The sequence below is a fragment of the Streptomyces sp. NPDC042364 genome, assembly GCF_056437585.1.
In genome coordinates, this window is record NZ_JBWKAJ010000002.1 from 296,164 (window position 1) to 319,830 (window position 23,667).

Sequence of the window (23,667 nt, forward strand, 5' to 3'; positions counted from 1 at the left end):
CCGGGCGCGGCGCCCTCCGGATTATTCGCCGAGCACGGCGAAGGCTTCGACCTCCAGCAGGAACTCGGGGCGGACCAGCGCCGTGACCTGCACCGCCGACGCGGCGGGGAGCCGGTCGTCGGGGATGTGCTCGGCGCGAGCCGCGCGGATGGCCGGCAGATGCGCTATGTCCGTGACGAAGTACGTGAGCTTGACGACGTCGTCGAAGGTCGCCCCGGCGGCGGTCAGACAGCGCCGCAGGTTCTCGAAGACCTGGCGGGCCTGCGCCGCCGGGTCGCCCTCGCCCACGGGCTCGCCGTCCTCGTCGAGCGCGACCTGACCGGAGACGGCGACGAGGCGGCCGGTGCCCGTCACGACATGCGTGTACTGGGCGGCGGGGGCGACACCGTCGGGGGCGGCGATCCTGGTCAGTTCACTCATGGCCCCATCCTGGACCATGGCGGTGACGCCGCCCCCGACGGGCCGTCGGAGAAGGATCAGCCGCGGAAGCCCAGCAGGCCGTGGAGGGTCGAGCCGCGTGATGCGGGGGACACGGCCTCGGCCTTCCGCGGCGTGGGGTCGGGCAGCCTCTCGCACACCGCGTCGACCTCGCCGGTGCCGCGCGGCACGGTGCCGTCGGTCAGATAGGCGGCCAGATGCCCGTCGAGGCAGGCGTTCCCGCTCAGCGTGATGCCGTGGTTCCCGCCGCCCTCCTCCACGACCAGGCTGGAGCCGCGCAGCAGATGGTGGGTGATGACGCCGCCCTCGTACGGGGTGGCGGCGTCGTCGGTGGCCTGGAGGATCAGGACCGGTGGCAGCGCGTCGTTGGAGACGTCCACCGGGTTCAGGGACGTCGTGGGCCAGAACGCGCACGGCGCGTTGTACCAGGCGTTGTTCCAGGTCATGAACGGTGCTTTCCGGTGCACCGCCCAGTTGTCCTCACGCCACTGGCCCCAGTCGCGCGGCCAGTACGCGTCACGGCACTGCACCGCGGCGTAGACGCTGTATCCGTTGCTGCCGGAGGAGTCGTCGGCGGCGAAGTTCTCGTACGCCTCGACCAGCGGGTCGTCGTCCCGGTTGTTCACGAAGGCCGCGAACGCCTCGGCGAGATCCGGCCAGTAGCCGTTGTAGTAGCCGCCGGGGATGAAGGTGTCCTCCAGTTCGGAGGCGCCCACCTTGCCGTCCGCGGGCTTCCGGGCCAGTTCCGACCGCATCGCGTACCACGCGGCCTCGATCGCCCGCGGATCGGTGCCGAGCCGGTACGTCCCGTCGTGCTTGGCGATCCAGGCCATCAGGGCCCGGTGGCGGTCGTCGAACGCCTGATCCTGCTGGAGGTTGTCCTCGTACCAGACCCCGGTGGGGTCGACGACGGAGTCCAGCACCGCGCGCCGTACCCGATCGGGGAAGAGCTTGGCGTACACGGCGCCCAGGTAGGTGCCGTAGGAGTACCCGAAGTAGTTGATCTTCGTCGCGCCGAGCGCCGCCCGGATGGCGTCGACGTCCCGGGCCGCGCTCACCGTGTCGATGTACGGCAGCACGTCCCCGTGCTTCTCGGCGCACGCCCGCGCGAAGTCCTCCGCGCGGTTCAGATTCGCATCCTCCGTCATTCCGTCGCTCGGCAAGGAGTCGGGGCGAACCGGAGCGAAGTGGGTCGGCAGGCAGTCCAGGGCGGGCTTGCTGGCGCCGACGCCGCGCGGGTCGAAGCCGATGACGTCGTACTGGGCGGCCACGTCCTTGGGCAGGGACGAGGCGACGAATCCGGCCAGGGTGACTCCGCTGCCGCCGGGGCCGCCGGGGTTGACCAGCAGGGGCCCCTGGGACTTCTCCGCGGTGTGCGGCACGCGGGAGAGTGCGAGCGTGATCTTCCTGCCCTGCGGATCGGCGTGGTTCAGCGGCACCTTGAGGGAGGCGCACTGGAGGGTCGGATACGCGCTGGTGGCGCACTTCTTCCAGGAGAGCTTCGCCACCGGTGCGGCCGAGGAGCCGCCGCTCGCGTCGGCGGGGACCGCCGTGGCCATCCCGGCCAGCACGGCGGCGGCACCGCACAGAGCGGTTGCGCGTTTCTTCATCTGTCAGGTCTCCCAGGACGGAGGGATGTCGAGCCGTGTACACCACGGCCTTTGGTCGCATCGTCCCGGAATGCGGGTGTGGGAGAACCCGGTCTGTCGCACATTGACCCGATCGGCGTGGAAGGAGCGCCCGGATGCCCCCGGCGGGTCGGGGATGTTCCGTCACAGAAGGGTCAGTTGGGTGGGTGCCGCGTCCGGCTCCGTGGGGGGCCGGGCCGGCTCGGGCGCCGCGCCCCTCCTCGGCAGTCCCGCGCGCCGGGGACCCATGCCGAACTCCTCGGCCAGTTCGTGGACCTGACGGGTCACCTGCCGCTGGTACCACTTCGGGGCGTACGCCCCCTCCGCGTACAGCCGCTCGTAACGCCGTACGAGATGGGGGTGGTGGCGCTCGAGCCACGCCGTGTACCACTCGCGTGCGCCGCCCGGCCGCAGGTGCAGCACCAGCGGTGTCACCGAGGTCGCCCCGGCGGCGGCGATCGCCCGGACGGTGTCGCGCAGCATGTCCGGGTGGTCGCTGAGGAAGGGGAGCACGGGGGCCATCAGCACACCGCAGCCGATGCCGTGGTCGGTGAAGGCCCGCACGATGTCCAGGCGGCGCTCCGGGGCCGGTGTGCCCGGCTCGACCGTGCGCCACAGCTCCTGGTCGGTGAAGCCGACGGAGACGGAGATCCCCACCTCGGTGACGTCCGCGGCCTGCCGGATGAGATCGAGGTCGCGCAGGATCAGCGTGCCCTTGGTCAGGATCGAGAAGGGGTTCGCGTGGTCGCGCAGGGCCGCGATGATGCCCGGCATCAGCCGGTAGCGGCCCTCCGCCCGCTGGTAGCAGTCCACGTTGGTGCCCATCGCGATGTGCTCCCCGCGCCACCGCGGTGAGGCCAGGTGGCGGCGCAGCAGTTCGGGCGCGTTGACCTTCACCACGATCTGCGAGTCGAAGTCGTGGCCCGTGTCCAGGTCCAGATAGCCGTGGGTTCTGCGGGCGAAGCAGTAGACGCACGCGTGTGCGCAGCCCCGATAGGGGTTCACCGTCCACTCGAACGGCATCCGTGAGGCCCCGGGGACCCGGTTCACGATCGACTTCGCGCGGATCTCGTGGAAGGTCATGCCCCGGAACTCGGGCGTGTCGAAGGTGCGGGTCGTCACCGCGTCCGCGCCGAACAGCGCGGCGTCCCGGGCCGTGGCGGGGTTCTCGGCCAGATGGTCCCAGCGCATGACGCCTCCTCGGTTGCTCCGGCCTCAGAATAGAACAGATGTTCCCTTGATCGTGCGAATGGGCTTTCGAACATCGTGTGAAGGTCTCGTCGGGAGGGGCTCCGGCGGGTCGCCCGCCGTCCGTGCGGGCCCCCGATTTGGGCCGTCCGGCCGGGTGGTGGTTGGCTTTCCGCACATCCCCGAGTTACCGAGTGCTGGAGGAAGTGCAATGGCGCAGGTCGAGGCCACGACGGAACGAGTCGTCGCGGCGGACGCGGAGACGGTGTTCGACACCCTGGCCGACTACAGCGGCACGCGCGGGAAGCTGCTGCCCGAGCACTTCAGCGAGTACGAGGTGCGCGAGGGCGGCGACGGCGAGGGCACCCTCGTCCACTGGCGGCTCCAGGCCACCAGCAAGCGCGTCCGCGACTGCCTCCTGGAGGTCACCGAGCCCTCCGACGGCGAGCTCGTCGAGAAGGACCGCAACTCCTCCATGGTCACCGTCTGGCGTGTCACCCCCGCCGGTGAGGGCAGGTCCCGCGTCGTCGTCACCACCACCTGGCAGGGCGCCGGCGGCATCGGCGGCTTCTTCGAGCGGACCTTCGCCCCCAAGGGCCTCGGCCGGATCTACGACGCCCTCCTCGCGAACCTCGCCGCAGAGGTCGAGAAGTAGGCGCCGGGCGCACCGCCCTCCGTCGCACCGCCTCCCGGCCCAACGGGCGGCGCAACAGGGCCCGTTGCGCCCTTCACCGGTTGGCGTGGATCTCCCCTGCGCTCCCCGGGGCGCCGTGGCTCGTGGCACTTACCGCCAGTTGCCGCTCGACGCGGGAACCGTGCGGTAGGTGCTACGAGGGGAGCGGTACGCATGAGCGCGACCGCACGGCCGTGTCGGCACGCTCACACCGGTGCTGACGGCACGTTCCGGTTCAGCGACCTCTCCCGTGCCGGGTACACGGTGATCGCGACGGGGTATCCGCCGGTCGTGACGGTCCTTTGTGTCGAGGGCGGCGGCCGGACGCCATTGGATCTGGAGCCGGGGTACGCGGACCGAGGCGCGCGGCGCACACGGGCCCGGAGGCCGGCCGGGTCTCCCCGCCTGTCCGCCGGGTTGGTTCGGGTCCAGCACGGGGGCGTGCGAGTGTGCCGGGCGCCGAGCGTGTGCCGGGCTGTGCGCCGGAGGCTCCCGGTGGTCAATTCCCGTATTGCCACACCGCGCGACGCTACGCCGCCGTACGGTAGTGACGGCGCCGCAGATCTTGCGAGCCGTGGGAAGAAAGGGCCTTGGCCATGGACCGTGGCACGGACACGGGCGTGAACACCGGCCACGGAGCGGGTGACGAGGCGGTGGGGCGGACCGCGGCCGGCCGGGTCCCCCTGGCCGTGGTCGTCGTCGACCGGGGCGGCCTCGTGTCGCACTGGAGCACCGGCGCCTGGCGGCTGTTCCACACCGCCAAGGAGGACGCGGTGGGCCGCCCCGCCCTGGATCTGCTGCCGGTGTCCGGCGCCTTCCCCGAGGAGGACGACACCCCGTCCCGCGCCGCGTACGGCCCGTACGACGGACTCGGCCCCGACCTGGAGTCCTCCCTCGACGGGCAGCTCTGCTACCCGTCGGCCGGACGGGCCCGGCTCACGGTCCCCGAGAACGGACCGGGCGGGACGGGCGCCTCCCGGGCAGAACACGGCACCCGGGTCGACGTCCTGTGGTGGGCCTACCCGCTCGTCGGGCCCGGTCCGGGGCGCCTGCTGGTGCTGGCCGCCGACGCCGAGGCGCTGCGCGGCCAGTACGAAGGGGTGGCCGTCGAGCGCATCGCGCCCGGCTTCGCCCTCCACACAGACTTCCCGGGCGCCGAGGAACTCGCCCGCCGCCTCCCCGAGATCCTGCCCAGCATGAGCGTGGACGAGAGCGCCCGCATCGTCGCGCAGGTCCTCGAACTGGGCTATCCGGTGCTGGAGTTCAGCCGGAACGACCGGGTGCCCGTGACCCCCGACTGGGGTGTGCCCCGGCGCGCGGAGCGGCTGAGGCGCCGCGAACGCGCCGCGCGCGCCGTCGCCGAGGGGCTCCCGGTCCCTCAGGAGCTGAAGGACGAGGGCGAGGACCTCGAGTACGCCGCCGTACGGGAGCGCCTGGAGTTCCTCAACGAGGTGAGCGGACGCATCGGCACCTCCCTGGATCTGTCCCGCACGATCATCGAGGTCAGCAAGGCCGTCGTGCCCCGCTTCACCGATGTCGCCGGCACCTATCTGCGCGAACAGGTCGTCGCCGGTGAGGGCTTCCCCGACGGGGTGCCCGACACGACCACCATGTGGCACCGGGTGGCCGTGGAGCACACGGACGAGCCCGGCCGCTGGGACGACGTCGTCCCGGTCGGCGAGGCCATGCCGTTCCCCGCGCACACCCCGTTCTTCCAGTGCATGACCACCGGCGAACCCGTCCTCGTCCCCCGGATCAGCGAGCAGATGGGGCACGCCATCGCCGCGCAGTTCGAGAAGCGCGACATCCGGCCGCTGATCACGGGCCGCTCCATGCTGATCGTGCCGCTGAAGGCCCGCAACGTGGTGCTCGGCTTCATGATCCTGCTGCGCCACCCGGAGCGCGAGGTCTTCGACGACATGGACCGCGTCACCGGCGCCGAACTCGCCGCCCGCGCCGGGCTCGTCCTCGACAACGCGCGTATGTACACCTACCAGGAGAACGTCGCCGAGACGCTCCAGGACAGCATGCTGCCGACCATCGAGGCCCACCGGACGGGCTGCGACATCGCCACCCGCTATCTGCCCGGCACCCTGCTCGGACGGGTCGGCGGCGACTGGTTCGACTCGGTCAAGCTGCCCGGCGCCCGGACCGCCCTGGTCGTCGGCGACGTCATGGGGCACGGGCTCAACTCGGCCGCGATGATGGGCCAGCTGCGCACCGCCGTCCAGACCATGGCCGCACTCGACCTGCCGCCCGCCCAGCTCCTGCGCAACCTCGACGACCTCGCCCAACGCCTGGGCGACACCTACCTCGCGACCTGTCTGTACGCCGTCTACGACCCCATCGCAGGCGAACTGCACCTCGCCAACGCCGGCCACATCCCGCCGGTGCTGGTCCGCGCGGTGGACGGCCGCAGCGAACTGCTCGACCTGCCCACGGGCGCGCCCATCGGCGTCGGCGGGGTGCCCTTCGAAGCGGTACGCATACCCGTGGAGCCCGGCGACCGGCTCGTGATGTGCACCGACGGACTGGTGGAGGTGCGCGGAGAGGACATCGGAGTCGGCCTCGCGACGCTCTGCGAGTCCGCCGCACACCCGGCCGCCTCCATGGACGCCGCCTGCGACGGCATCATCCGCGCCCTCAACACCAGGGGCGGACGCAAGGACGACGTGGCCCTGCTGATGGCCCGCCTCAACGGCGTCGCACCGCAGGACGTCGCCGAGTGGCGACTCGCCCGCGACCCCGTCGAGGTCGGCCGCGCCCGCGCCGCCGTCCGTGAACAGCTCCACGTCTGGGGGCTGGAGCAGCTCACGGACACCGCCGAACTGCTGGCCGGCGAGCTGGTCACCAACGCGGTACGGCACGCGGGCGGCCGCGGCGTCGAAGTGCGGCTCGTGCGGGGCGACACCCTGCTCTGCGAGGTCTACGACGAGGACCACACCCTGCCGACGCTGCTCAGCGCCGGCCCCGCCGACGAGTTCGGCCGGGGGCTGCGCGTCCTCAGCACCCTCGCGCGCGAGTGGGGGACGAGCCGGACGGGCGCCGGCAAGACGGTGTGGTTCGAGCTGACGCTGCCACGGCGCCGCTGAGGCCGACCGCGGCGGCGGTGTTCCCCGTACGGCGTGGGGTGCGCGGGTGACCGCGCGGGCCATGACGCGGTGTGCGCGATCCGGATGCGCGGTGAAGGTACGCGCGCGGCGCTTGTCCCCGTGTGACGGGCGCGGTAGACCGTTCTGGGCCGTCCGTCCGGTGGCCGCGTCGCATCCTGGGGGGTTGGGCATGAGCGTGACGAGTCGGTACCGGGACGCCTGGGAGGGATTCTGGCGTGAGGCCCCGGACGAGCCGGGAGCCGTGTTCTGGGACGCCGAGCCCGCCCGGACCTCCGCCGTCCATCTGGCCCTCTTCGAGCCGCATCTGACCGCCCTGGACCTGCCCATGGTGGACCTCGGCTGCGGCAACGGCACCCAGACCCGCCATCTCGCCGACCGTTTCGCCCGGGTCGTCGGCACGGATCTGTCGGCCGCCGCCCTCGACCACGCCCGCCGGGCCGACCCCGACGGCCGGGCCGACTACCGGCTCCTCGACGCGACCGACAAGTCGGACGCCGACGCCCTGCGCGCGGACCTCGGCGACGCCAACGTCTATCTGCGCGGCGTCCTCCACCAGTGCGAACCCGACGACAGACAGCGCCTCGTCGCCACCGTCGCCACCCTGGTGGGGGAACGCGGCCGGGCCTTCCTCGTCGAACTCTCCGAGGCCGCCAGGCCCGTGCTCATGGGCCTGGCCCGGAGCCCCGCCGGGCCGCCCGCGAAGCTCGCCCCCGTCTTCCGCCACGGCATCGCCCCCGCCGAGGTCAGCGACGCCGCGGTCCCCGCCTGCCTCCGCGCAGCCGGCCTCACGGTCCTCGCCGACGGCGAACTCCCGCTGGTCACCACCGAGCACACGGCCGACGGCACCCGGATGGAACTGCCGTCGAGGTGGTACGTCGCGGGCCGCGGATAGAGACGGGGGAACGACGGGGGAACGGCGCGCCTCCCCCCGACCCGTCGGCGTGGTCCGCGGGGCAGCCCGGCGGCCGTGCCGTCGATACGCGGCGAGACCTCCGGGTTCGCAGGGCCGGCCGCCCCCTGCGCCGGGGGCGGCGCGTAACGTGAGGCGGTATGAAGATCCTCATCAGCGCGGACATGGAGGGCGCCACCGGTGTCACCTGGCCGGCCGACGTGCTGCCGGGAACCCCGCAGTGGGAGCGGTGCCGGGCGATGTTCACCTCCGACGTGAACGCCGCCGTGCTCGGCTTCCTCGACGGCGGAGCCGACGAGGTGCTCGTCAACGAGGCGCACTGGACGATGCGCAACCTGCTCCTGGAGCAGCTGGACGAGCGGGCGCAGCTGCTCACCGGCCGGCACAAGGCGCTGTCCATGGTCGAGGGCGTGCAGCACGGGGACGTCGACGGCATCGCCTTCGTCGGCTACCACGCGGGCGCCGGCATGGAAGGCGTCCTCGCCCACACCTACCTCGCCAACTCCATCACGGGCGTCTGGGTCGACGGCGTACGGGCCAGCGAGGGACTGCTGAACTCCCATGTGGTCGCCGAGTTCGGGGTACCGGTGGTGCTGGTGACCGGTGACGACGTGGCCTGCGAGGACGCCCTGGGGTACGCGCCCGGCGCGCTCAAGGTCGCGGTCAAGGACCATGTGTCCCGGTACGCGGCGGTGTGCCGCACCCCGGCGCGGACCGCCGCCGACATCCGCGCGGCGGCGAAGGAGGCCGCGTCGCTCGCGGTCCGGCACGAACCGGTGCGGGGCGGGCCCTTCACCGTGGCGCTGGAGTTCGACGCCGAGCACCTGGCGATGGCCGCGACCGTCGTACCGGGCGTGGCCCGGACCGGCGAACGCAAGGTCGCGTACACCAGCCCGACCATGTACGAGGGAATCCGGACCTTCAAGGCGGTCACGACGATCGCCTCGGCCGCGGTGGAGGAGACGTATGGCTGAGCAGACTGCAACGGTGGACGAACAGGCGCTCGACGAGGTCGTCCGGTTCACCTCCGACCTCATCCGCATCGACACCACCAACCGCGGCGGCGGGGACTGCCGGGAACGACCCGCCGCCGAGTACGCCGCCGCGCGGCTCGCCGAGGCCGGGCTGGAACCCACGCTGCTGGAGCGAACCGAGGGCCGGACCAACGTCGTCGCCCGGATCGAGGGCACCGACCCCTCGGCGGACGCGCTGCTCGTCCACGGTCATCTCGACGTGGTGCCCGCGCGGGCCGAGGACTGGAGCGTGCACCCGTTCTCCGGGGAGATCCGCGACGGCGTGGTCTGGGGCCGGGGCGCGGTCGACATGAAGAACATGGACGCGATGATCCTCGCCGTCGCACGGCAGTGGGCCCGCCACGGCATACGGCCCCGCCGCGACATCGTGATCGCGTTCACCGCCGACGAGGAGGCCAGCGCCGAGGACGGCTCCGGCTTCCTCGCCGACCGGCACCCGGGCCTCTTCGAGGGCTGCACCGAGGGCATCAGCGAGTCGGGGGCGTTCACCTTCCACGACGGTGCCGGCCGGCAGCTCTACCCGATCGCCGCCGGGGAACGCGGCACCGGCTGGCTCAAGCTCACCGCGCGCGGCCGGGCCGGTCACGGCTCCAAGGTGAACCGGGACAACGCGGTGACCCGGCTGGCGGCGGCGATCGCCCGGATCGGCGCCCACGAGTGGCCCCTGCGGCTCACCCCGACGGTGCGCGCCGCCCTCACCGAGCTCGCCGCCCTGTACGGCATCGAACCCGAACTCGACGACCCCGCGGGCGTCGACCGGCTGCTGGAGAAGCTCGGCCCGGCCGCCGCACTGGTCGAGCCGACCGTGCGGGGCAGCGCCAACCCGACCATGCTGGACGCCGGCTACAAGATCAATGTGATCCCGGGTGAGGCCGTCGGCCATGTGGACGGGCGGTACCTGCCCGGCGGCGAGGACGAGTTCCGCGAGACCCTGGACCGGCTCACCGGGCCTGACGTGGACTGGGAGTTCCAGCACCGCGAGGTGGCCCTCCAGGCGCCGGTCGACTCGGTGACGTACGCGCGGATGCGGGCCGCCGTCGAGGCGTTCGCGCCCGAGGGCCACGTGGTGCCGTACTGCATGGCCGGCGGCACGGACGCCAAGCAGTTCTCGCGCCTCGGCATCACCGGCTACGGCTTCTCGCCGCTGAAGCTCCCCGAGGGCTTCGACTACGCGGCCCTCTTCCACGGCGTCGACGAGCGCGTCCCGGTCGAGGCGCTCCACTTCGGCGTCCGGGTACTCGACCACTTCCTGCGGTCGGCGTAGTCCGGCAGGGCCTAGGACACCGCGACCCGGGGAAGGCACAGACGGGGGACGAAGGGAGATGGGGGACAAGGTGCAGACGCTGGCGTACGGTTCGTGGCACTCTCCGATCGACGCGGCGCTCGCGGCCGCGCACGACGGGCACCCCGAGTTCGCGGGGTTCGTCGGCGACGAGGCGTGGTGGACCGAGCCACGCCCGACCGAGGGCGGCAGACGCACCCTCGTACGGCGTACCCCCGACGGCGCGGAGGAGTCGGTGCTGCCGGCGCCGTGGAACGTGCGCAGCCGGGTCATGGAGTACGGCGGTCACCCGTGGGCGGGCGTCCTGCGGGACGACGGGCCCCTCGTGGTGTTCGTGAACTTCGCCGACCAGCGCCTCTACCGGTACCAGCCCGGCGGAGAACCGTTTCCGCTCACCCCCGTGTCCCCGGTGGGCGGCGGACTGCGCTGGGCCGATCCGCTGCTGCACCCCGAGCGGGACGAGGTGTGGTGCGTCCTGGAGGAGTTCACCGGGAAGGGGCCGGCCGACGTACGGCGGGTCGTCGCCGCGGTGCCGCTGGACGGCTCGGCGGCCGACGACCGCGGCGCCGTCCGCGAGCTCTCCGACGGTGGGCACCGGTTCGTCACCGGACCCCGGCTCTCGCCCGACGGCCGCCGTGCCGCGTGGCTCGGCTGGGATCACCCGCGGATGCCCTGGGACGGCACCGAACTGATCGTCGCCGAGGTCACCGACGACGGCGGGCTGCGCGGTGCGCGGACCGTCGAGGGCGGTCCCGACGAGTCCATCGCCCAGGTCGAGTGGGCCGCCGACGGCACCCTCGTGTACTCGAGCGACCGCACGGGCTACTGGAACCTCTACCGCCGTGAGGACGACGGCCGCGGTACTCCGCTGTGCGCCCGCGAGGAGGAGTTCGGCGGGCCACTGTGGAAGATCGGCCTGCGCTGGTTCGCCCTGCTGGACAGCGGGCTCATCGCCGTCGTGCACGGCCGGGGCGCCACCGCGCTCGGCGTCCTCGACCCCGAGACCGGCCAGATCACGGACGCGGACGGCCCCTGGACCGAGTTCGCCCCGTCGCTCGCCACCCGGGGCGGCCGGGTGATCGGCATCGGCGCCAGCCCGCGCAGCGCGTACGAGGTCGTCGAACTGGACACCGGCCCCGCGGGCTCAGGCTCCGCCGGTACGCTCGCCGGCCGCGCCCGGGTCATCGGGGCCGCGCACGACGACCCGGTCGACCCCGCCCTCTACCCCGAACCCCAGATCCGCACCTTCCTCGGCCCCGCCGGACGCGAGATCCACGCGCACGTCTACCCGCCCCACAACCCCGGCTGCCTCGCCCCCGGCACCGAACTGCCGCCGTACGTCGTCTGGGCGCACGGCGGACCCACCAGCCGCGCGGCCCTGGTCCTCGACCTGACCATCGCGTTCTTCACCTCCCGCGGCATCGGCGTCGCCGAGGTCAACTACGGAGGGTCCACCGGGTACGGGCGGGAGTACCGCAACCGGCTGCGCGAGCAGTGGGGCGTCGTCGACGTCGAGGACTGCGCGGCCGTCGCCCTCGCCCTCGCCGACGAGGGCACCGCCGACCGCTCCCGGCTCGCCATCCGGGGCGGCAGCGCGGGCGGCTGGACCACGGCAGTCTCCCTCACCACGACCGACGTCTACGCCTGCGGAACCATCCTGTATCCGGTGCTGGACCTCACCCAGTGGGGGTCGGGGGAGACCCACGACTTCGAGTCGCAGTACCTGGAGAGCCTCGTCGGGCCGCTCGCCGAGGAACCGATGCGGTACGCGGAGCGGTCGCCCGCCGAGCACGCCGACCGGATCACCGCGCCCTTCCTGCTGCTCCAGGGCCTCGACGACGTGATCTGCCCGCCCGCTCAGTGCGAGCGGTTCCTGGCCCGGATGGAGGGAGGGCGGGTGCCGCACGCGTACATCGCCTTCGAGGGGGAGGGGCACGGATTCCGGCGGGCGGAGACGATGGTGCGGGTCCTGGAGGCGGAGCTTTCGCTGTACGCGCAGGTCTTCGGGTTGAATCCTCCTGGAATCCCTACCCTGGAGCTCGCCAAGTGACGACACCCCCACCGACCCGCACCACGGCCCCCGCCGTGACCCCGCTGACCCGGCCCGCCCGCCTCGCGCCGGGCGCCCGGGTGGCCGTCGTCGCCCCCAGCGGGCCGGTGCCCGAGGAGCGGCTCAGCGCCGGGCTGGACGTCCTGCGCGGCTGGGACCTCGACCCCGTCGTCGCACCGCACACGCTCGACCGGCACCCCGACTTCGACTACCTCGCGGGCACGGACGCCGACCGGGCCGCCGACTTCCAGGCCGCCTGGTGCGACCCCTCCGTGGCCGCCGTGGTGTGCGCCCGCGGCGGTTACGGCGCGCAGCGGATGGCCGACCTGCTCGACTGGGACGCCGTCCGCGCGGCCGGGCCGAAGATCCTCGTCGGGTTCAGCGACATCACCGCGCTGCACGAGGCCTTCGCCACCCGGGCCGGGCTGGTCACCCTGCACGGTCCGATGGCCGCCGGCGTCGACTTCCTCAAGAACACCCGTGCGCAGGACCATCTGCGGGCCACCCTCTTCGCCCCCGAGTCGGTCCGGACGATCACCGCCGAGGGCAGCACCGCCCTCGTCCCCGGCCGGGCGCGGGGCGTCGTGCTCGGCGGCTGCCTCTGCCTGCTCGCCGCGGAACTCGGCAACCCGCACGCCCGGCCGTCCGCGCGGGGCGCCCTGGTCTGCCTGGAGGACGTCGGCGAGGAGACCTACCGCCTCGACCGCTACCTCACCCAGCTGCTGCGCGCCGGCTGGTTCGACGGCGTCGCCGGTGTCCTCCTCGGCTCCTGGGCCCAGTGCGAACCGTACGAGCGGGTCCGGGCCCTGCTCCTCGACCGCCTCGGCGGACTCGGCGTGCCGACGGTGGAGGAGTTCGGCTTCGGTCACTGCGACGGTGCGCTGACCGTCCCGTTCGGCGTCACGGCCGAACTGGACGCGGACGCCGGGACCTTGACGCTGGACGAGCCGGCGCTCGTCTGAGGCGGGCGCGCGGGACCCCGGGGCCGCCGCGACGGGCGCGGGGCCCGGGGCCACCGTGACGGGCGTTCACCCCGTGGAGGCTCCCGCCGGGCGGGGCACGCCGCCGCGTCGCATCCTGGGCGTATGAGCCCGAAGACGACCACGTCGGACCGAGGCAGGGCACGCGGGCACCGGCAATGGGGTGATCTGCTGACGCCCGGCAGGGTCGCCGTCGGCCTGCTCGCGGTGCTCGCTCTCGTCTTCATCTTCGAGAACACCCGGACCACCAGGATCCGGCTGCTGATCCCCGAGGTCACGATGCCGCTGTGGCTGGCGCTGCTCGGCACGGGGCTGACCGGGGCGGTGTGCGGGGCGTACTTCATGAGGCGCCGCTGGTGAGAGTTCGTGAAACGCCGCCGGTGAGACCGTCGGCGCAGGGAACCGCACCACCGCTGTCCCGACCGGGCGGCGGCCGTCCGTCGCCCCGGCGTACGGTGGCGGGGTGTCCGAGAACGTGTCCTACCTCGCCGTGGGCCCCCGTGTGGGGCTGCGGCACCTCACCCTCGAAGACGGTGCCGAGTTCGTGGCGCGGGCGCGGGAGAGCAGGGAACTGCACCACCCGTGGCTCTTCCCGCCGACCACCCGCACCGCGTACGCCGCGTACGCGGGACGGCTCATCGAGGACCCCACGAAGGCCGGGTTCCTCGTGTGCGAGCGCGACGGCGGGGGCATCGCCGCCTTCATCAACATCAACAACATCGTCGAGGGCGCCTTCCAGTGCGGCGCGCTCGGTTACGGCGCGTTCGCCCACGCCGCCGGGCGGGGGCTGACGGGGGAGGGGCTCGACCTGGTCGTCGAGCACGCGTTCACCGCTCTCGGGCTGCACCGGCTGGAGATCAACGTCCAGCCCGGCAACGCCGCCTCCATCGCCCTGGCCCGGCGCTGCGGTTTCCGGCTGGAGGGCTTCTCCCCCGACTTCCTGTTCATCGACGGGGCGTGGCGGGACCACGAACGGTGGGCGCTCACGACGGAGATGCGGTCCCGCTGATCCGGGGCCCCGCCGGAGCGGCACGGTGGCGGGCCAGCTCCCACGGGTCGTGCGCGGAGATCAGCCCGACCTGGTCGCCGTGGTCGCGGACCAGTTCGCGCAGCCGGGCCTGTGTGCCGAGCCGCAGGTCGCGATGCACCTCCGAGTGGGTCTGGACGATGTCCAGCAGCGGGTGGGGCTCCTTCGCGTCCCCCATCTCACGGTGGTAGTAGTAGGCGTCACCGCAGTGCAGGAGCCACCGGTCGCCGTTGTGCACGGCGACGCCGGTGTGGCCGGCGGTGTGACCGCCGAGGGGGATGAGTTTGATCTCCGGTGGCAGCCCCTTCGGCGCCACCGCGGTGAATCCGAACCACCGCTCGTCGGACTCGTGGCCATAGGTGACCCAGTCGGGCCCGTGTGCCCAGTGGGCCGGGCGGTAGCGGTAACTGGGCGCCTCGGCGCGCGCCGAGGCGAGTTCGTCCGCCATCACGTGGACCCGGGCGCCGGGGAAATCGGGAAGGCCGCCGCTGTGGTCGACGTCCAGGTGGGTCACGATGATGTGGCGCACGTCGGAGGGCGCGTGCCCGAGTCCGGCGACCTGCCGGACGGCTGTCTCCTCCTCGTCGAGCGCCGGCTGGGCCATCTCGACCCAGGCGGCGCCGAGTGTGCCTTCGGGGTCGCGGATGTCGCCGAGGCCCAGTCCGGTCTCGATCAGGACCAGGCCGTCGGTGTCGGTCTCGACCAGCAGGCAGTGGTTCACGGCGGGGGCGGGCTGCGGGCCGTCGTAGGTCGCCTCGATCGTCCGGACCGAGCCGCAGTTCAGGTGATGGATCTTCATGCCGACTAGGCTGCGACTTGAACCGTGCTTCAAGTCAAGGAGTGCCGATGAACGAGTCGTTGATGGACATCGCCGACGTCGCGCGGCGCTCCGGGCTGGCGCCCTCGGCCCTCAGGTTCTACGAGAGGCGGGGCCTGATCACTCCCGCGGGCCGCAACGGCCTCCGCCGCACCTACCGCCCCGACGTGCTGGAACGCCTGGGGCTGATCACCTGCGCGCGCAGCGCCGGGTTCTCGGTCGCCGAGATCGGCCGGTTCCTGGAGGCGCGGCCGTCCGACGCCGACCTGCGTCCGGGCCTGGCGGCCAAGGCCCGCGACCTCGACGAGCAGATCGGCCGGCTCACGAGGTTCCGCGACAGCCTCCGGCACGCTGCCGTCTGCGAGCACGAGCCGATCGTCGACTGCCCGGACTTCAAGCGGGCCGTCGGCAATGTGTCCCCACGTGCGTCGGACCAGGAGGGGTCCGCCTCGTGAGCCTGGACGTTCCGACGCGGCCGCGGCGCCGACTCGTTCCGCAGCTCGACGCGGCGGCTCCGACGGAGCTTGCCCCGACGGAGCTTCCCGACGAACCGACGGCGCCGCTGGGCCCGTTGGTCACGTCACCGTGCGGTGTCGGCCGCAACGTCACCGACCACGACCCCGACCTCCACCCCGGCCCCGGCCCGGCCGGCACGGCGCGCGCACTGCTCACGGACATCATGGTCTCCGGCTTCGCCGACCGGCCCCGCCCCTGCGGAGCCGCGCTTGAGGCGCCACACCCGAGGAGCCGCGCCTTCCGGCCCGGCTACCCCGGGGCGCGGCGGTCGGCGTACTCGTACACCGAGCCGTCCGGGTGCACCGCGATGAGGTTGCGGCCCACGGGTGTCGGCACCGGGCCCGCCAGGACCCGGGCGCCCGAGGCGGTGAGCACCCGGTTCGCCTCGTCGACGTCCTCGACCGCGATGGTGGCGGCCACCTTCCGCAGCACCTCCAGCTCGGACTCCGGGCCACTCATCAGCAGGAAGCAGCCGATGGCGGCGACCTGGACGCCACCGCGCTCGAAGCGCATCGCCGGTCCGCCCGAGAGTCTCTCGTAGAAGGGCACCGCGGCCTCAAGGTCGTCGACGCAGATACGGAGCGTGGTTCCGAGAATCTCCATACGGAGGAGCCTAGTTGGAAACCGCCGGGACCGGCCGCGAGGAGAGGGCTCCGGACGGCCCGAGCCGGCGGGAACCCCGGAGCGGCCTCCTGCGCGTCGCGTTACCCGGGGAGGCCACCGGGTACTCGGGCGGCATGGACCGCTTGGATCATCTCGAACATCTGGACAAGCACCTGGTCGACGAGCTGGCGCTGGTGGCCCGCGAGACCGTGCGGGACGAGCTGCGGCAGCAGACCCGCAAGCAGCGTCGCCGGGCCGCGCTCTACGCCGGGTCCGGAGCCCTCGCCCTGTACGCGGGCGCCGCGCTGGCGCTCGCCCTCGGGCTGGCGCTCTCGCTGGTCCTGCCCGACTGGGCCGCCGCGCTGATCACGGCCGTGGTGCTCGGCGCCGTGGCGTATGCGCTGAGGGGTGCGGCCCGCCCCTCAGCGTCCGGGCCCACGGCCGGGCACGAGGCCGGACCCGCCGCCGGTCACGACCGTGCCGCCGCACGTACCGCGCCCGGCATGCCGCCGGGCGGCACGGCCCCGGCCGGTTACCCGCCGGTGCCGCCCGTCGCCCCCGCCGCCGGTCCGGTGCCGGGTACGTCGGCCGGGGCACCGCCCGTGCCGGGCGGCGACCCGGAGACGGCGCACCACAGGGCGTGACGCCCGATGGGTGCCGCGCTGCCGGGACACCGCCGCAGGACCGTGGTGGTCACCGGGGCCAGCGGCGGTGTCGGCCGTGCCACCGTCGTGGCCTTCGCCGCCCGGGGAGACCGGGTGGCGTTGCTCGCCCGCGGGAGGGAGGGCCTCGCCGCGGCCGCCGACGACGTCGAGCGGGCCGGGGGCGAGGCCCTCGTGGTCACCGTGGACATGGCCGACGCCAGGGCGGTCGAGGACGCCGCCCAGCAGGTCGTCGACGCCTTCGGGCACATCGACGTCTGGGTCGACAACGCCTTCGCCGGGATCTTCGCGCCGTTCACGGACATCACTCCCGACGAGTACCGTCGGGTCACCGAAGTGTCCTACCTCGGCTATGTGTTCGGGACCCGGGCCGCACTGCGGCACATGCCGCCGCGCGAGATGAGGTCAGCGGGACCGAACTCCTCGGTCGCCAGGAAGTAGCCGAACTCGGGCATGGGGGGGTGTCCTCCGCGGGGGTGGGCCACGTCGCGGTCCGAGTACCCGGAGGTCCCGGTGGAAACCGACCGCCCCCAAGGCGTCCCGCCGGTTTGGGCGCCCCCACCGGGGGGACGCGGTAGGCCGGTACGGCACGGGCCGGGAGCCCTGGGAGCGAGGCCGTACGCACCCACCAGAAGACCGAGGACTCCACGACCGAGGACTCCACGACCGAGGACTCCACGACCGAGGACTCCGTATGCGCGACCCCGCCGGAGGCGAACCGTGAGTCGACCCCGCATCGTGATCGTCGGTGCCGGCTTCGCCGGCTACCGGACGGCCCGCACCCTGGAACGGCTGAGCCGGGGCAAGGCCGACATCACCCTGCTGAACCCGACCGACTACTTCCTGTATCTGCCCCTGCTGCCCCAGGTCGCCGCCGGCATCCTGGAACCGCGCCGGGTGACCGTCTCCCTCACCGGCACCCTGCGCCATACGCGCCTGGTGCTCGGCGAGGCCGACGAGATCGACCTCGACGCGCGCACCGTGCGCTACGCCGACCCCGAGGGCGGAGTCGGCACCCTGGCCTACGACCGGCTGGTCCTCGCCGCCGGCAGCGTCAACAAACTGCTGCCCATCCCCGGCGTCGCCGAGCACGCCCACGGCTTCCGCGGCCTGCCGGAGGCGCTGTACCTCCGGGACCATGTGACCCGGCAGGTCGAGCTGGCCGCCGGCTCCGAGGACCCCAGGGCCTGCCGGTCGCGCTGCACCTTCGTGGTGGTCGGCGCCGGCTACACCGGCACCGAAGTGGCCGCCCAGGGGCAGCTGTTCACCGACGAGCTGGTGCGCAGGCAGCCGCGCTGGGACGGGGTGCGGCCCCGCTGGATGCTGCTGGACATCGCCGAGCGCGTGATGCCGGAGATGGACGAGAGGCTGTCCGCGACCGCCGACCGGGTGCTGCGGCAACGGGGCGTCGACGTGCGGATGGGGACCTCGGTGAAGGAGGCGACGCCCACCGGAGTGCTGCTGACCGACGGGGAGTTCGTCGACACCCGCACCCTGGTGTGGTGCGTGGGCGTACGGCCCGATCCGCTGGCCGAGTCGCTCGGGCTGCCGATGGAACGCGGCCGGCTGCTCGTCGAGCCCACGCTCCAGGTGCCCGGCCGACCCGAGGTGTTCGCCTGCGGTGACGCGGCCGCCGTGCCCGATCTGACCAAGCCCGGCTCGTACACCCCGATGACCGCCCAGCACGCCTGGCGCCAGGGCAAGGTCGCGGCCCTCAACGTCGCCGCCTCCCTCGGCAGGGGCGAGCCGAAGCCGTACCGCCACAGCGACCTGGGCTTCGTCGTGGACCTCGGCGGCGTCAAGGCCGCCGCCAACCCCCTCGGCATCCCCCTGTCCGGCCCCGTGGCCGGCGCCGTCACCCGCGGCTATCACCTGGCCGCCATGCCGGGCAACCGCGTGCGTGTCGCCGCCGACTGGCTCCTCGACGCGGTCCTGCCCCGCCAGGGCGTCCAACTCGGCCTCGTCCGCTCCTGGTCGGTCCCCCTGGACACGGCCTCACCCGAGCTGGCGAAGGGACCGGGCACCACGGCGAAGCCCGGAACGGACGGGCACAAGGACGCCTCCGGCAGGGCGGACACGGCCGGGACGAAGACCCCGGAGAAGGCCGGGGCGGCACACGGCCGGGGGACACCACGGCGGTCCGACGCCGCGCGGAAACCCGCACCGGGTTCGGAAGGAGACTCATGAACAGCCGTCAACTGGGCGAGCTGGCCCAGCAGTTGCGAGTGGACAGTGTTCGCTGCTCGGAGGCCGCCGGATCCGGGCATCCCACGTCGTCGATGTCGGCGGCGGAGCTGATGGCGGTGCTGACGGCCCGGCACTTCCGCTACGACTTCGAGCGCCCTCAGCACCCCGGAAACGACCGGTTCGTGCTGTCGAAGGGCCATGCCTCGCCCCTGCTGTACGCGGCGTACAAGGCGGCCGGGGCGATCAACGAGACCGAGCTGATGACCTACCGCAAGCTGGGCAGCCGTCTCGAGGGGCACCCCACGCCGCGCCGCCTGCCCTGGGTGGAGACGGCCACCGGCTCCCTCGGCCAGGGCCTGCCCGTCGCCGTCGGCATCGCGCTCGCCGGGAAGCGGCTGGACCGCACCGGCTACCGGGTCTGGGTGCTGTGCGGGGACAGCGAACTCGCCGAGGGCTCCGTCTGGGAGGCCGCCGAGCACGCCGCGTACGAACACCTGGACAACCTCACCGCGATCGTCGACGTCAACCGGCTCGGCCAGCGCGGCCCCACCCGCCACGGCCACGACCTGGACGCCTACGCCCGCCGCTTCGCCGCATTCGGCTGGCACACGATCGAGATCGACGGCCATGACGTGGACGCCGTCGACCGCGCCTACGGCGAGGCCGCGTCCACCAGGGGCCAGCCCACCGTGATCCTCGCCCGCACCCTCAAGGGCAAGGGCGTCGAGGCCGTCCAGGACCGGGAGGGCCTGCACGGCAAGCCGCTCAAGGACGCCGACGAGGCCATCGCCGAACTCGGCGGCGTACGGGACCTCCGCGTCGAGGTGCACGAGCCGCCCGCCGCGCGGATGCTGCACGCCGTACGGACCGGGCACCCGGAGCTGCCGCGCCACGACATCGGCGAACAGGTGGCCACCCGGGACGCCTACGGGCAGGCGCTCGCCGCGCTGGGCAGCGCACGCGGCGACGTCGTCGCCCTGGACGGCGAGGTCTCCGACTCCACCCGCGCCGAGTTCTTCGCCAAGGAACACCCCGACCGGTTCTTCGAGTGCTACATCGCCGAACAGCAGCTGGTGGCCGCGTCGGTGGGGCTCGCGGCGCGCGGCTGGGTGCCGTACGCCTCCACCTTCGCGGCGTTCCTCACCCGCGCCCACGACTTCATCCGCATGGCCTCGGTCAGCGGGTCCGGCATCAATCTCGTCGGCTCGCACGCGGGCGTCTCGATCGGCCGGGACGGGCCCTCGCAGATGGGCCTGGAGGACCTGGCGATGATGCGCGCCGTGCACGGCTCGACCGTGCTGTACCCGTGCGACGCCAACCAGACGGCCAAGCTCGTCGCCACCATGGCCGACCTCGAAGGCGTCCGCTATCTGCGCACGTCCAGGGGCGAGACCCCCGTCGTCTACAGCCCGACCGAGGACTTCCCGGTCGGCGGCAGCAAGGTGCTGCGCGCCTCCGACGGCGACCGGCTCACCGTCGTCGCCGCGGGGATCACCGTCCACGAGGCGCTGAAGGCCGCCGACGCGCTGGGCCGCGAGGGCATCCCGATCCGGGTCGTCGACCTCTACTCCGTCAAGCCCGTCGACCGCCGCACCCTGCGGGAGGCCGCCGAGCACACCGGCTGTCTGCTCACCGTCGAGGACCACCACGAGCAGGGCGGCCTCGGCGACGCGGTCCTCGACGCCTTCCTCGACGGGCGCCCGGTGCCCCGGCTGGTGCGCCTCGCCGTCCGCGACATGCCGGGCTCCGCCTCCCCGGAGGAACAGCTGCACGAGGCGGGCATCGACGCGGAGGCGATCGCGGCGGCCGGCCGCCTGCTGGTCGAGCACGCGATCACGTCCTGACCGGGGAGCGGAGAACGGTCCGCACGGCGAGGGGAGTTGACCATGGGGGCGGCGCGCACCCTGCGGGTCGGGCGGCGCAGCGTGGAGATCCACCGCCCCGAGAAGGTGCTCTTCCCCGCCGGCGGTGACGGCGGGCAGGCGCGGGGCGGCGGCACGGAGTACACCAAGGGCGACCTCGTGGCGTACTACCGGGCCGTCGCCCCGTTCATGCTGCCCCATCTGCGCGGGCGCCCGCTGATGCTGGAACGGCACCCCGACGGGCTCGGCGGCCCCACCTTCATGCAGAAGAACACCCCCGATCACCATCCCGACTGGATCGAGCGGGTCGAGGTGCCCAAGGAGGGCGGCACGGTCCTCCACACGGTGTGCGAGGACACCGCCACCCTCGTCCACCTCGCCGACCAGGCGTGCGTCACCCTGCACCGCCTGCTCTCCCGGACCGGCCGGATCGACCGGCCCGACCGGATGGTCATCGACCTCGACCCGGCCGGGGACGACTTCGAGCAGGTCCGGCGGGCGGCCCGGGACGTCAGGGAGCTGCTCGACGATCTGGGACTGGTGTCGGCGCCGATGACCACCGGGTCCAGGGGCCTTCATGTCGTCGTGCCGCTGAAAGGGCAAGACGACTTCGACGCGGTGCGCGCCTTCGCCGGGGAGATCGCCGAGGAACTGGCCCGCGCCCGCCCCGAGCGGCTCACCACCGCCGCCCGCAAGAAGGACCGGGGCGGGCGCCTCTACCTCGACATCCAGCGCAACGCCTACGCCCAGACCGCGGTCGCCCCGTTCACGGTACGGGCCCTGCCCGGCGCCCCCGTGGTCACACCGATCACCTGGGAACAGCTCGACGACCCCGACCTCGGCGCCCGGCGCTGGACGATCGAGGACGCCGTCGAACAGGCCCGCACCGACCCCTGGGCCGGGGTGATGAGCCGGGCCCGCGCCCTCGGCCCCGCCCGACGGCGGCTCGGCACGCTGCGCGGCTGAGACGGCACGCATCCGGAATGTTTGGTCAACGGCCGGAGGGCCACTCGGTGTTCGAGGTGGCCATGTCGAACACATCCAACACATCCAAGACGCAGAGTTCACAGAAAAGCCAGAAGTCACAGGAGGCGGACGAATCGGGCGGGGTGCGGGAGTCGTCCGGGCATGCCCGGACCGACGCGGTGGACAGCCGTCCCAGCCCCATGCAGGTACTGCGCCACGCGCGGACCCAGCTCGCGGAGCTGACCGGCATGGCGCCGGAGTCCGTGTCGTCCTTCGAGCAGACGGAGGACGGCTGGACGTTGGAGGTCGAGGTCCTGGAGATGGCCCGGGTCCCCGACACCATGAGTCTGCTGGCGAGCTACCAGGTGGAGCTGGACCCCGACGGTGAGCTCACCGGCTACCGGCGCGTCCGGCGCTACGAGCGCGGGAGGGCTGACCCGCATCGCTCCGGCGGCCGCTAGGGCCGCGGTCCGCACACCATCCACAGGCAACGCAGTCCGCACAGCATCCACAGACAAGGAGGAACAGCCGGCATGACCGTTGTCCCGGCACAGCAGTCCGGCGGCGGAGGCGGCAGCAGCGGCCTCTACGACGTCCTGGAACTGGTCCTCGACCGAGGGCTGGTCATCGACGCCTTCGTACGGGTCTCCCTCGTCGGCATCGAGATCCTGAAGATCGACGTGCGTGTCGTCGTCGCGAGCGTCGACACCTACCTGCGTTTCGCCGAGGCGTGCAACCGCCTCGACCTGGAGGCCGGACCACGCAAGAACCCCGGCCTGCCGGACCTGGTCGGTGAGATCACCGAGTCCGGCGCGCGCGGCAAGTCGAAGGGGGCGCTGTCCGGCGCCGCCGAGACGATCTCCGATGCCTTCAAGCAGGCCCGCGACGACGGTCAGGCCGAATCGCGACCCCGGGCCCGCAAGGCCACCAGCTCGCGCAAGAGGGAGGAACAGGAGTGAGCACGTACGTCTACGGCATCGCGGCGAGCTCGCACAGCGCTCTCCCCGAGGGCATGGGCGGGGTGGGCGACCCACCGCGCCCCGTGCGCATCCTGAAGGAGGGCGAGCTGGTGGCGATCGTCAGCGACGCCCCCGAGGAGCTGCGCCCCAAGCGAAAGGACCTGCTCGCCCACCAGAACGTGCTGAGCGAGGCCGGCGGCGGCGGTTCGGTGCTGCCCATGCGGTTCGGCAGCGTCGCACAGGACGACGCGGCCGTCACCGGGGTCCTCGCCGAACGGGCCGAGCACTACCGGGAGCGGCTGGGCGCCCTCGACGGCAAGGTCGAGTACAACGTCAAGGCCAGCCATGACGAGCAGGGCGTGCTGCACCTCGTGATGAGCGAGAACGCCGAGCTGCGCGCGCTGGCCGAGGCCAACCGCAAGGCCGGTGGCGGCACCTACGAGGACCGGCTGCGGCTCGGCGAGATGGTGGCCACCGCGGTCCAGCACCGGGAGGCCGAGGACGCGGCGGAGGTCCGGCGGGCGCTGGAGACGGCCGCGGCCGCCGTCAGTGTGGGCCCCGACTCCACCGGCTGGCTGGCCAATGTGTCGTTCCTGGTGGACCGGCGGTCGGCCGAGGTGTTCCTCGCCGCAGTGGACGAGGTCCGCAAGAGCCATCCGCACGTCGAACTGCGCGTCAACGGTCCGCTGCCGCCGTACAGCTTCGTCGAGCCGGGACCTGCCCAGCACGCGGAGGCGGCGCACTGATCGCGCCGCACGCACGGCGTACGAGG

General features: G+C 73.1%; 22 protein-coding genes and 1 pseudogene. 18 read left to right on the plus strand and 5 right to left on the minus strand.

What is annotated here, in order from left to right:
* Positions 1-21: 21 nt before the first annotated feature.
* The 3 genes from AC067N_RS04610 to AC067N_RS04620 all read right to left on the minus strand — a co-directional run bounded on the left by AC067N_RS04610 (position 22) and on the right by AC067N_RS04620 (position 3,257).
* Positions 22-420: a RidA family protein gene (locus AC067N_RS04610; protein ID WP_478677421.1), complete on the minus strand. Its 399-nt coding sequence runs from the start codon at positions 418-420 to the stop codon at positions 22-24.
* Positions 421-476: 56 nt separating this feature from the next.
* A complete protein-coding gene (locus AC067N_RS04615) occupies positions 477-2,048 on the minus strand; it encodes an alpha/beta hydrolase (protein ID WP_478677422.1) in 1,572 nt (523 codons plus the stop codon).
* Positions 2,049-2,210: 162 nt separating this feature from the next.
* Complete coding sequence (locus AC067N_RS04620; RefSeq protein WP_478677423.1) at positions 2,211-3,257, minus strand: Rv2578c family radical SAM protein; 1,047 nt, start codon at positions 3,255-3,257, stop codon at positions 2,211-2,213.
* 208 nt (positions 3,258-3,465) lie between these two features.
* On the opposite strand from AC067N_RS04620, the gene AC067N_RS04625 reads away from it, so the two are divergent.
* The 9 genes from AC067N_RS04625 to AC067N_RS04665 all read left to right on the plus strand — a co-directional run bounded on the left by AC067N_RS04625 (position 3,466) and on the right by AC067N_RS04665 (position 14,305).
* A complete protein-coding gene (locus AC067N_RS04625) occupies positions 3,466-3,909 on the plus strand; it encodes an SRPBCC family protein (RefSeq protein ID WP_478677424.1) in 444 nt (147 codons plus the stop codon).
* 614 nt (positions 3,910-4,523) lie between these two features.
* Positions 4,524-7,019 (plus strand): ATP-binding SpoIIE family protein phosphatase, encoded by a 2,496-nt coding sequence (locus AC067N_RS04630; protein WP_478677425.1) that lies wholly within the window; start codon positions 4,524-4,526, stop codon positions 7,017-7,019.
* A 190-nt stretch (positions 7,020-7,209) separates the two neighbouring features.
* Positions 7,210-7,932, plus strand: a complete 723-nt coding sequence (locus AC067N_RS04635) for a class I SAM-dependent methyltransferase (protein ID WP_478677426.1) — start codon at positions 7,210-7,212, stop codon at positions 7,930-7,932.
* Between the two features lie 158 nt (positions 7,933-8,090).
* Positions 8,091-8,924, plus strand: coding sequence for a M55 family metallopeptidase (locus AC067N_RS04640; protein WP_478677427.1), 834 nt, complete (start codon positions 8,091-8,093; stop codon positions 8,922-8,924).
* Positions 8,917-10,248 (plus strand): M20/M25/M40 family metallo-hydrolase, encoded by a 1,332-nt coding sequence (locus AC067N_RS04645; protein ID WP_478677428.1) that lies wholly within the window; start codon positions 8,917-8,919, stop codon positions 10,246-10,248. The genes AC067N_RS04640 and AC067N_RS04645 overlap by 8 nt, the downstream gene beginning before the upstream one ends.
* A 58-nt stretch (positions 10,249-10,306) precedes the next feature.
* Positions 10,307-12,316: a prolyl oligopeptidase family serine peptidase gene (locus AC067N_RS04650; protein ID WP_478677429.1), complete on the plus strand. Its 2,010-nt coding sequence runs from the start codon at positions 10,307-10,309 to the stop codon at positions 12,314-12,316.
* Positions 12,317-12,351: 35 nt separating this feature from the next.
* Positions 12,352-13,278, plus strand: coding sequence for a S66 peptidase family protein (locus AC067N_RS04655; RefSeq protein WP_478677752.1), 927 nt, complete (start codon positions 12,352-12,354; stop codon positions 13,276-13,278).
* Positions 13,279-13,401: 123 nt separating this feature from the next.
* Positions 13,402-13,656 (plus strand): LapA family protein, encoded by a 255-nt coding sequence (locus AC067N_RS04660; RefSeq protein ID WP_478677430.1) that lies wholly within the window; start codon positions 13,402-13,404, stop codon positions 13,654-13,656.
* Between the two features lie 103 nt (positions 13,657-13,759).
* Entirely contained in the window at positions 13,760-14,305 is a 546-nt protein-coding gene (locus AC067N_RS04665) for a GNAT family N-acetyltransferase (RefSeq protein ID WP_478677431.1), read from the plus strand.
* Here AC067N_RS04665 and AC067N_RS04670 read toward each other — a convergent pair.
* The gene (locus AC067N_RS04670) at positions 14,280-15,122 is read right to left on the minus strand and encodes an MBL fold metallo-hydrolase (protein WP_478677432.1); all 843 of its coding nucleotides are present in this window, start codon (positions 15,120-15,122) and stop codon (positions 14,280-14,282) included. The two genes, AC067N_RS04665 and AC067N_RS04670, sit on opposite strands and share 26 nt — an antisense overlap.
* 47 nt (positions 15,123-15,169) lie before the next feature.
* Here AC067N_RS04670 and AC067N_RS04675 point away from each other — a divergent pair, with 47 nt between their 5' ends.
* Positions 15,170-15,595: a MerR family transcriptional regulator gene (locus AC067N_RS04675; RefSeq protein WP_478677433.1), complete on the plus strand. Its 426-nt coding sequence runs from the start codon at positions 15,170-15,172 to the stop codon at positions 15,593-15,595.
* Positions 15,596-15,905: 310 nt separating this feature from the next.
* On the opposite strand, the gene AC067N_RS04680 is transcribed toward AC067N_RS04675, so the two are convergent.
* Positions 15,906-16,259, minus strand: coding sequence for a VOC family protein (locus AC067N_RS04680; RefSeq protein WP_055539039.1), 354 nt, complete (start codon positions 16,257-16,259; stop codon positions 15,906-15,908).
* A 134-nt stretch (positions 16,260-16,393) separates the two neighbouring features.
* Between AC067N_RS04680 and AC067N_RS04685 the strand changes: the two genes are divergently transcribed.
* The 8 genes and pseudogenes from AC067N_RS04685 to AC067N_RS04720 all read left to right on the plus strand — a co-directional run bounded on the left by AC067N_RS04685 (position 16,394) and on the right by AC067N_RS04720 (position 23,641).
* Entirely contained in the window at positions 16,394-16,903 is a 510-nt protein-coding gene (locus AC067N_RS04685; RefSeq protein ID WP_478677434.1) for a phage holin family protein, read from the plus strand.
* A 6-nt stretch (positions 16,904-16,909) separates the two neighbouring features.
* Positions 16,910-17,320 (plus strand): annotated as a pseudogene (locus tag AC067N_RS04690) (SDR family NAD(P)-dependent oxidoreductase); the annotation flags it as partial.
* A gap of 321 nt (positions 17,321-17,641) precedes the next feature.
* Entirely contained in the window at positions 17,642-19,108 is a 1,467-nt protein-coding gene (locus tag AC067N_RS04695) for an NAD(P)/FAD-dependent oxidoreductase (protein ID WP_478677435.1), read from the plus strand.
* Entirely contained in the window at positions 19,105-20,952 is a 1,848-nt protein-coding gene (locus tag AC067N_RS04700) for a transketolase (RefSeq protein ID WP_478677436.1), read from the plus strand. The genes AC067N_RS04695 and AC067N_RS04700 overlap by 4 nt, the downstream gene beginning before the upstream one ends.
* 42 nt (positions 20,953-20,994) lie before the next feature.
* A complete protein-coding gene (gene ligD / locus AC067N_RS04705) occupies positions 20,995-21,936 on the plus strand; it encodes a non-homologous end-joining DNA ligase (protein ID WP_478677437.1) in 942 nt (313 codons plus the stop codon).
* A 62-nt stretch (positions 21,937-21,998) separates the two neighbouring features.
* Positions 21,999-22,397, plus strand: coding sequence for a gas vesicle protein GvpO (locus AC067N_RS04710; RefSeq protein WP_478677438.1), 399 nt, complete (start codon positions 21,999-22,001; stop codon positions 22,395-22,397).
* Between the two features lie 72 nt (positions 22,398-22,469).
* Positions 22,470-22,895, plus strand: coding sequence for a gas vesicle structural protein GvpA (locus AC067N_RS04715; protein ID WP_478677439.1), 426 nt, complete (start codon positions 22,470-22,472; stop codon positions 22,893-22,895).
* Entirely contained in the window at positions 22,892-23,641 is a 750-nt protein-coding gene (locus AC067N_RS04720; RefSeq protein ID WP_478677440.1) for a GvpL/GvpF family gas vesicle protein, read from the plus strand. The genes AC067N_RS04715 and AC067N_RS04720 overlap by 4 nt, the downstream gene beginning before the upstream one ends.
* Positions 23,642-23,667 lie beyond the last annotated feature (26 nt).